Annotated in this window: 8 protein-coding genes and 1 pseudogene; 3 read left to right on the top strand and 6 right to left on the bottom strand. The window is 71.6% G+C overall.

Annotation, left to right across the window (positions count from 1 at the left end; genetic code table 11):
- Positions 1-206: 206 nt before the first annotated feature.
- The 5 genes from ACFV4F_RS26430 to ACFV4F_RS26410 all read right to left on the bottom strand — a co-directional run bounded on the left by ACFV4F_RS26430 (position 207) and on the right by ACFV4F_RS26410 (position 5,356).
- Positions 207-1,256 carry a 3-oxoacyl-ACP synthase III family protein gene (locus ACFV4F_RS26430; protein WP_380506006.1) on the bottom strand — a complete coding sequence of 350 codons (1,050 nt, stop codon included), beginning with the start codon at positions 1,254-1,256 and terminating at the stop codon, positions 207-209.
- A 390-nt stretch (positions 1,257-1,646) separates the two neighbouring features.
- Entirely contained in the window at positions 1,647-1,997 is a 351-nt protein-coding gene (locus ACFV4F_RS26425; RefSeq protein WP_380440401.1) for a hypothetical protein, read from the bottom strand.
- Between the two features lie 13 nt (positions 1,998-2,010).
- Positions 2,011-2,931, bottom strand: coding sequence for a hypothetical protein (locus tag ACFV4F_RS26420; RefSeq protein WP_380506003.1), 921 nt, complete (start codon positions 2,929-2,931; stop codon positions 2,011-2,013).
- 194 nt (positions 2,932-3,125) lie between these two features.
- Complete coding sequence (locus tag ACFV4F_RS26415; protein WP_380506000.1) at positions 3,126-3,569, bottom strand: SRPBCC family protein; 444 nt, start codon at positions 3,567-3,569, stop codon at positions 3,126-3,128.
- Between the two features lie 44 nt (positions 3,570-3,613).
- Positions 3,614-5,356 (bottom strand): BTAD domain-containing putative transcriptional regulator, encoded by a 1,743-nt coding sequence (locus ACFV4F_RS26410; RefSeq protein ID WP_380505997.1) that lies wholly within the window; start codon positions 5,354-5,356, stop codon positions 3,614-3,616.
- Between the two features lie 263 nt (positions 5,357-5,619).
- On the opposite strand from ACFV4F_RS26410, the gene ACFV4F_RS26405 reads away from it, so the two are divergent.
- Positions 5,620-6,051 (top strand): hypothetical protein, encoded by a 432-nt coding sequence (locus ACFV4F_RS26405; protein ID WP_380505994.1) that lies wholly within the window; start codon positions 5,620-5,622, stop codon positions 6,049-6,051.
- A gap of 108 nt (positions 6,052-6,159) precedes the next feature.
- On the opposite strand, the gene ACFV4F_RS26400 is transcribed toward ACFV4F_RS26405, so the two are convergent.
- Positions 6,160-6,741 carry a TetR/AcrR family transcriptional regulator gene (locus tag ACFV4F_RS26400; protein ID WP_380495899.1) on the bottom strand — a complete coding sequence of 194 codons (582 nt, stop codon included), beginning with the start codon at positions 6,739-6,741 and terminating at the stop codon, positions 6,160-6,162.
- Between the two features lie 124 nt (positions 6,742-6,865).
- Between ACFV4F_RS26400 and ACFV4F_RS26395 the strand changes: the two genes are divergently transcribed.
- On the top strand, positions 6,866-7,705 hold the full coding sequence (locus ACFV4F_RS26395) for a carboxymuconolactone decarboxylase family protein (RefSeq protein WP_380505991.1): 840 nt from the start codon (positions 6,866-6,868) through the stop codon (positions 7,703-7,705).
- Positions 7,706-8,005: 300 nt separating this feature from the next.
- A pseudogene (locus ACFV4F_RS26390) lies at positions 8,006-8,801 on the top strand (IS5 family transposase); the annotation flags it as partial.

Below are 8,801 nucleotides of genomic sequence, written 5' to 3'. Positions count from 1 at the left end.
CCGGGGATTTTGTCGGGGGGCGGCCCCGGCCGGGTCTATTTTTGTGTGGGGGGGTTCCCCGCCGAGGGTGCCGGGGCGGCCGGCGGCGGGGGGGGCGAGCCCGGCCCGCTCCAGGCAGGCGCGGCCGGCCGCGGCCGCGTGGCCGATGGAGCTGCCGGAGCCGAGGGCCGGGGCGAGCGCGGCCGAGGTTATGACGGTGGCCATAGTCACACCTTCAGGGAAGAGACGGTCGCGGACAGGAAGCCGGTCACGACACCCGAGGCGGCGGGCACCATCAGCACCTTCGAGCCGTCGGGTATGCGGCCCTCGGCGAGGGCCTGGTGCAGCACCAGGTAGTGCGAGGTGGTGGCGGTGTTCGCCAGCCGGTCGACGACCGACAGGGACGGCGGCATCGGCGCGCCGAAGCGGCTCGCGCCGGTGGTGTTCATGAAGTCCACGAACCGGGTGCCGACCTGGTGCTGGATGACGAAGTCGTAGCCCTCGTCGGCGAATTGACGCCCCTGCTCGGCGAGTTTGTCCCCGTGGAAGGCCGGCCACAGCGAGAGCCGGTCCTCGGCGTGCATCTCCTTGTTGTTGGTGTACATGGCCATGCCGCCGGTGCCGTCGCTGGGCATGCCGAGGCACAGGTGCGAGTACTCCGAACACGTCATCAGCTCGATGTCGTGGATCACGTCGCGGTCGTCGGTCGCGCGGTCCATCACCAGCGCGACGGCGGAGTCCCCGACGGACATCGACGCGAACTGGGGGTCCCTGCTGTCCTCCATCTCGCGGGCGGCGGTGAAGGCGATGGGGGTGATCTGCTCCCCGCTGAGCACCAGGCCGTTGCGCACGGTGCCGGCGCGGATCATCCGGTCCAGCAGGAGGACGCCGGTCATCATGCCGGCGCAGGCGTTGGAGACGTCGAAGCGCAGGGCGTGGTGCGCGCCGATCTCCTCGGCGATGCGGTGCGCGAACGAGGGCTCGAACTGCAGGCGCCCGCCGTCGGCCATGCGGCTGATGGAGCAGGAGATCACGGCGTCGATGCCGTCCGGCGCGTGGCGGGAGCGTTCCAGGCAGTCCCGGGCGGCGGCCACGGCCATCGTCAGGCTGTCCTCGGGGTCGTGCGCGGTGTCGTCCGCCACCCGCCGCTCCGTCGTCCCGGTGATCTTCACGAGGTCGAACTCCGGCGCCTTCTCCAGGCGGCCGAGGAGTTCCCCGGTGCTCATCACCGTCGTGGGGAGGTAGGCCCCGATGGCTTCTAACCGAGTCTTGTTCACGACACCCTTCTTTCTTTCCAGCGCGGGTCCGGCTGATTAAAGGCACGTAAAATCACGCGAGGTGATTCGGCATCACCCCGCGACGACCTTCATGCACGCCTGGACCCGATGTGCCCATGGCTACTTCGCGGACTTCTCCCAGGTCAGGGGAGTGCCGCTACGTGACGCGAGCGCGCCAATCACCGTCGGAGACTATCGCATTACTCAAAGCGACCGGGCCTCATGGGCATGTGACGATCGCCACCCGCTATTTCCGGCCGCGTTCGCGCGAGGGCACAACCATCCTCTCTGTACGGATGGTTGTGGCCGTCCGATGGCCGATCCGAAGGGCGGGGCGGGTGATCCGGAAGGGGCCATGGCCCTCTTTTTCCCGGATATCCCGTCCCGCCGCTATCGCGCGAGGTCCTGACGGACCGTCGCGAGGACCTCGGGGTCCAGGTTCCCCGCGCCCTGGTCGAGCAGCCACCGCTCCAGTTGCCGCCCGGGGTCCCGCAGGCGGCGCGGCGGTCCGTCCGGGTCGTGCAGGGTCACCAGTCCGCCGGACACGACGATCCCGGTGACGTCGTCGTCCGCGCCGGTCCCTACTCGCAGTCCCCGGTAGCCGAGCCCGTCCCGTGGCCGCGCGCCGGCGCCCGCCGGCGCCAGCGCCTCGATCCGGCGCGCCAACTCGCCTGCCGCGGCGGGCTCCAGGGGGAAGCGGGGGTTGGGCCGCCCGCTGTAGAGGTCCACCTCGACGATCACCCGTGACCGCCCGTCAGCGGATCCTCTGCCGCTGGCTGTTGCACCCGTAAAAGTAGCCGCAGAAGATCGTGTAGGGCCCGCGGTCGGCGGTCTCCGGGTTGTAGATCACGTTCCCGCTGTTGTCGTAGTTGCGGGCCGCCGTCCCGCCCGGCTTGTGGCCCCAGAAGCCCTCCTTCTGCTTGCGGTACCAGTGGAAGTCGCCGCCGCCGGGGATGACGACCAGGGCGACGAGGTAGCGCGGCTTCTCGCCGTCGGGGAAGCAGTCGAACCGGTGGTGCATGCCGTCGCACAGCGCCGCGCGGGTCACCTCGGCGCAGTCGATCCGCGTGTACATGCTGCCGCAGCCGCGACCGGGCTGCGCGAAGGTGTTCGTGCGCCAGTTGCTGGCGTAGTTGTAGCAGTTGTTGTTGGCCTGGACGGTGGGGTCGTTGTTCCAGAACCCGGGGTTGAAGGCGCCGAGCTCGATCGTGCAGGTGACCGCGGGGCGCTCCTCGCGCGCGCCGCCGGCCGGCTCGACCCCGTCCTGCGCGGAGATCCCGCTGCTGCCCGACAGCTGCCCGAGCAGGAACTCCCGGAAGGACGCGTCGAGCGGCGGCGTCGCTCCGGCGAACGTGTCGGGGGCCTGGCTCCAGTCCGCGATGGTGATCAGCCGCTCGGCGACCTCCGCGACGCGCCCGGCGGGAGCCTGCGGTCCCACCGGGACGTAGAGGCGCGAGTCCACGTCGAAGTCTCGCGCGAGCCCGTCGTCGAAGGTCTCCAGCCAGAACCCGCGAAGGCCCAGACCGCCCGTCAGCGGTTCGGAGGGCCGGGAGCCGGCGAACAGGCTCCGGTCCCGCGTCAAATCCCGCAGGGCGGCGCGTGCCTGCGCCTCATCGGTGATGTCCGCGACGGGGTCGGGCCGGCCGGAGTAGACGTCGGCGGTGATTCTCAGCATGCGTCCGGGTCTCCTTGAGCGAGGAGTGGATTGGGGCTTCGGGCGGCGACCGCGAAGCGTCCGCCACCCGGCCAGGTGCAGCCGTTTCTACACGTCCCGTCACGGGCCGGAACCCCGCCGCGCGGCGGCCCGGGCCGATGTCGTCCCAGCGGTTCAACGCCGCACGGGCACGCGCACGGTGGGGCCGGGAGGCCTCACCCTGCAGCCGGGGCGAGCAGGTGGTCCAGCACCCGCCCGAACACGGCTTGCCCGGCGGCGGCCACCAGCGGGTCGAACAGGCGGGGCAGGCCGGTGATCCGCAGCTCCTCCTCCCACACGGCCTCGCTGCCCGCGCCCAGCGCGCGCACCCGCAGCTCGGCGTGGCCGCGCACCACGCGCCCGCGCTTCTCCAGCCGGCACAGCCCGGGCAGACCGTCCCCGGGGGCATCCAATGCGACGATCTCCATCGGGTCGTCAAAACCCAGCGGCCCCAGCCCGGTTCGCGCCAGGACGACGTCGCCGGTCTCCCGCCCGCCGCCCCGCACGGCCCGCACACGCGTGAGCGGTACCCGGTCCCCGTGCCGGGGCCAGTCGGTGAGCCGCGCCCAGCATTCCTGCGGCGGCAGCGGTGAGCGGCGGGTCAGGACGAATCGGGCCATTCCGCCACTCTAGCCGGGCCGGAAGTCCCGCCGCCTGAGAGCGGTCAGCGCAGGCGGACCAGGGTGGCGTACCAACGCCGGCTCCCGATGCCCTGTCCTTCACAGTTAGTGCTCCGGTGGTGTCCGTTCCACGTGCTGTAGGCGATTGTCAGCCTGGGGTCGGCAGCCCCGAGCATGCGGGGGCCGTCTCTGCCGACCGTTGGGAGCGTGTGCCATTCACCGGGGAGGGTCGGCGTCGGACCGCCTGTGCTGCCGATGGCGGCGTACAGCAGGTCTCCTTCTTCGCACGGCATCGTTCCTCCGAGCTGGAGGGGCACGCCGTCGGAACCCAGGGTGTCCGTCCAGGGGCCCGCAGCGCCGACCCCCCGGAACTCGTCCACCACGGCAAAGCCCAGGGCCGCGTCCGGCCAATGGATGTGGATCGTGTCGAGCGTGTCGAGCGCCTTGACGTGCACGGCTATGAAGACGGCCAGGCGCTCCTTGCCGTCGCTCATCGGGGTCCCGACGGACCGGTAGTTGTTGCCGACCGTATCCGTCACACTGATGGGGCCGGTGTCGGCGTCGCCGAGCAGCACGGTGGCGATCAGCGTGTCCCCGTCGGGGACGGGGTCGTTGATTTGCAGCTCCATGCCTTTGAACCGGATCGGGGCCTTGGGGGACACTTCCTCCGCGAGCCGCGTGACGTACCTGGCGCGGCTCGGGACCGGGCTTCCCCCGCCCTGGCCGCCGACCGGTCCGCTTCGAGCGGTAAGGCGCTGGTCGGAGACCGCGGTTGTCGCCAGGAGCACGGCCAGCACACCGCCGACCCAGAGGAACGGCCGTGCTCGGCGCCGCGGCCGTGGTTTGTGCGGTGCGGCCAGCGTGTCCGGTGTGGCCTTTGAGGGCCCGGGCCGGTCGGTCCGGCGCTCCTCCGGTGGCGCCGGTGGCGGGACGTGACCGGGGTCCTCCACCATGCCGGCAGGTGAACGGGCCGGCCGCTCCACGCCAGGTGCGGCCGCTGGCGGAGGAGCGAGGACGTCACCTCCCCTACCCGGTGCCGGGAGCAGCGACGGATCGTCGGCGAGCATTGCGCCGTGCAATTCCCGCAGCTCCGCTCCGGGTTCGATGCCCAGCTGTCCGACCAGCACCCGTCGACTGGCCTGATAGACCTCCAGAGCCTCGACGCGCCGCCCGCTGCGGTGCAGCGCGAGCATCAGCCGGGCCGTGAGCCGCTCGTCGAACGGATGGGCCTCGGCCAGCGCGGGAAGCTCGCTCAGCAGGGCGGTGTGCTGCCCCAGCCTCAGCTGCAGATCGACGTGCTGGTGCTGTGCGCGTAGGCGTGCGCTCCTCATGGCTTCGACCTCACGGCGGAGCACAGCGCTGTCCGGCACGTCCGCCAACGGCTCTCCGCGCCACAGCCCCAGCGCCTCGGCCAGTACTCGCTGCGCAGCATTCGGGTCGTCACTGTCCACCAGGGCCTGAGCACGCCCGCACAGGTCCTGGAAGGCGAAGAGGTCCAGTTCCCCCTCGTCCAGCTCGATGGCGTACCCGCCGTTGCGGGTCACCACGCGGCCGCCGGCCTCGGGGCCGAGCGTTCGCCGGAGACGCATCACGTAGCTCGGCAGGGCCGTGCGGCTGTTCGGGGAAGCGCGGGCATCCCACACCGCCTCGGCAAGCTGATCACTCGTCACCGTGCGTCCGGCCCTTAGCAGGAGCAGGGCCAGCACGGCGCGCAGGCGAGGCCCGCTGATCGTGATCTCGCCGTCCGCGCCCGACACGCGTAACGGACCCAGTATTCCGAACTGCACGACAGCTCCCCACCAGCGCCGTCTCGCTCGAACAGCCGGATGCTACCAGCCTGCCACCGGAGCGCTATCGGACTGCAACGCCCCCTGAGGCAGTCTCATGCCGCGTTCCGGGGACGCTCCGCCGGCGCGCCGGACGTTCTCGGAACGGGTCCGAAACGCAGTGCATCACCGAGCGGACAGTACGCCCGCTGCCCACCTGATGGGCGGCTTTCTCCACACGACGGGTCCTGGCGCGACGTGCGCCGGGGCAGAGGAGGGAAGCAATGAGGATCACCAGTGTCAGGTCGAAGACGGCTGCCGCCGCGCTCGCGATCGGGATCACGGCGGGAGGTGTCGCCATGGCCGCACCGGCCGACGCGGTCACCGGCGGTACCTACTGCGGGGCCACGCAGCAATTCGCCGGAGACGTCTATGCCCAGGCGTGCCTCGCCGTGAGCGGGTACGCCGTGCAGCCGTCGATCCACGTCACCAACCACGGCAGCCACACGGTCTCCGGGACGACCTGGGTCAACCACCTCGGCTCATACGAGGACTACGCCAGTTGTGATGGCATGACGGCGACCGATCCCGGAACGTGGTGCAACGCGGGCTGGGACTGGATCGGCAGCAACAGCTACGCCCAGGCCCAGGGCTCGCTCGTCATCGACGGGGTCTGGTACGGGAAGCTCTTCTCTCCGTCCGAGTACATCAACTGACCTGATCCGGGCGGGTGGGGCCGAGGATCGTCTCCTCGGCCCCACCCGCCCGTCCTCAACCGGTCGAGCCGAAAGCCGCCCGGGCCAGCAGCCGGAGGTCCGCGGGCGTCAGGCCGGGCGCAGGCCTTCCAGGACCGGTGTGACGAGCAGGGGGCTGCGCAGGGTCTCCTCAGGGCCGGCGCCCAGGAGGACGCGGTAGTAGACCGGGGCGTAGAGGATGTCGACCATCGTGCGGGTGGGCAGGTCGGCGCGGAGCTGGCCGGCGGCGACGGCGGTGTCGAGGCGGCGCACGCACCGCTCGATGCGGGGTTCGAGGAAGGTGGCGCGCAGGGCGGCGGCCAGGGCGGGGTCGCTCTGGGCCTCGGCGATGATGCCGCGGTAGAGCGTGCCGGTGTCGCCGGTGAGCATGGCGGCCACGGCGGTGAGCTGGGCGGTGAGGTCGGCGGCGACGTCCCCGGTGTCGGGGAAGTCCATCGAGTCGCCGATCCGGTCGTTGACGGCGTCCAGGGCGATCGCGCCCTTGGAGGGCCACCAGCGGTAGATGGTCGGCTTGCCGACGCCCGCGGTCGCGGCGACGGCCTCGATGGTGGTCTTGCCGTACCCCTTGGCCGCGGCCACCTCGAAGACGGCGTCCAGGACGGCACGGCGGGCGCGTTCGCTACGGCGTTCGGGGTTCGGCTGGGGGCTCATGGCCCGGAGTCTAGCCCAGACGTGACGTTACGTTTCGTTTTGACAGTCGGCGCGGGACCGCTCTAGCCTCATCGACGTTACGAAACGTTTCGTAACGCCAATCCGGAATCCCAAGGAGTCCCCCGTGACCGCTCCCGCCGCTCCCGCCACCCCGTCCGCCGACCGCCACGCCCGCGGGCTGGCCCTCCTGCACGAGGTCGCCGGCCCCGAGGGCGCCGGAGTCCTGGACGGCCTCGCCGGCATCGCACCCGACCTCGCCCGGCTGACCGTCGAGTTCGGCTACGGCGACGTCTACGCCCGCCCCGGCCTCACCCTCGCCCAGCGCCAGCTCGTCAACGTCGCCGCCCTCACCGCGCTCGGCACCGCGGCCCCGCAGCTGCGCTTCCACATCGACGGCGCCCTCAACGTCGGCGTCGAGCCGCCCGCCATCGTCGAGACGGTCCTCCACACGGCCGTCTACGCCGGCTTTCCGGCGGCGCTCAACGGCATCGCCGTGGCGAAGGCCGCCTTCGCCGCCCGGCCGGGGCTCGACTTCACCCCCGTCCGCAGCGAGGCCGACGGCGAGGAGACGCTGCGCGAGCGGCACGAGCGCGGGCTCGCCGCGCTGGAACGGGTCGACGGGGAGGCCGGGGAGCGCGTCGTCGCCTCGCTCGCGGACATCGCCCCCGCCCTGGCCGACCACATCGTCGACTTCGCCTTCGCCGACGTCTACTCCCGCTCCGCCCTCGACCTGAAGACCCGTGAACTGGCCACCGTGGCCGCCTGTACCGCGCTCGGCACCGCAGGACCGCAGCTGCGGGTCCACCTGCACGGCCTCCTCAACGTCGGCGGCACCCGGCAGGAGGCGGTCGAGACGATCACCCAGATGGCCGTCTACGCGGGCTTCCCGGCCGCGCTCAACGGGATCGCGGCCGCCCGCGAGGTGTTCGCCGAGCGCGACGCGGCGGGCCGGACGGGGGAGTAGGTGTGGCTTCCGCGTTTCGGCGTCCAACGGCGTTGCCGTGACCTGCAGGGCTGCGACGTTCCGGGCTCGTGTCCTCCGAATGTGTTCCTGAGAACTGTGACCAATACTCGCCGGTCGGGCCTTATGACTTCGCTGGCTCCGCGTCGGGGGCGATGCCCTCGACGCGCAGTGAGCACGCGCCTGGTTGTCTAGTCGGACGCGCCGGTAGCGTCGGCCATGACGAGGAGATCCTGCCTGGCATAGTGCGCGCCCAGCAGGCATCCAGCTAGGGCGTTTCTTTCCGATCATCGGATCGTTGGTCTGGTCGTGCCGTTGACTGACGCGCAGTGGGCGCGGATAGAGCCGTTGTTGCCGGACCGGACGCCGAAGCGGGGCGGTCGTTGGCGTGATCATCGGGAGGTGATCGACGCGATCGCGTGGAAGTTTCGGACCGGCTCGCAGTGGGTGCACCTGCCCGCCGAGTACGGCTCATGGAAGGGCGTCTACACCCGGCTGCGGAACTGGGCGATCGACGGCACGTGGGAGCGGGTGTTCACGGCGCTGCTCGCCCAGGCCGACGCGGAGGGCGACCTGGACTGGGTCGTCTCGGTCGACTCCACGATCGTGCGCGCCCACCAGAATGCGGCCGGGGCCCGTCAAAAGGGGCCCCGGCCGGCGAACCGGCCCACCATGCGATCGGGCGTTCCCGCGGCGGGCTGACCACGAAGGTCCACCTCGCCGCGGACGGCCGCTGCCGCCCGCTGTGCTTCCACCTCACGCCCGGCCAGGCCGGCGACGCGCCCGCCTTCGAGCACGACGCGCCCGCCTTCGAGCACGTCATGGCCGCCCTGCGCGTACCCCGGCCGGTCGGCCGGCCGGGCACCCGACCCGTCGTGGTCCTGGCGGACCGGGCCTACTCGTCGAGGGCCATCCGCGAGCACCTGCGCAGGCGCGGGATCCGGGCGGTGATCCCGCAGCCCGCCGACCAGATAGCCAACCGCAAACGCAAAGGCCGCCACGGCGGCCGCCCACCGTCCCCCGACCGCGAGACCTACAAGCAGCGCAACACCGTCGAACGCTGCATCAACCGCCTGAAGAACTGGCGCGGCCTGGCCAC

The organism is Kitasatospora sp. NPDC059722 (genome assembly GCF_042733235.1).
GTDB lineage: Bacteria > Actinomycetota > Actinomycetes > Streptomycetales > Streptomycetaceae > Kitasatospora.
Note: the sequence above shows the minus strand (reverse complement) of the source record. Positions and strands in the feature narration are given on the sequence as shown.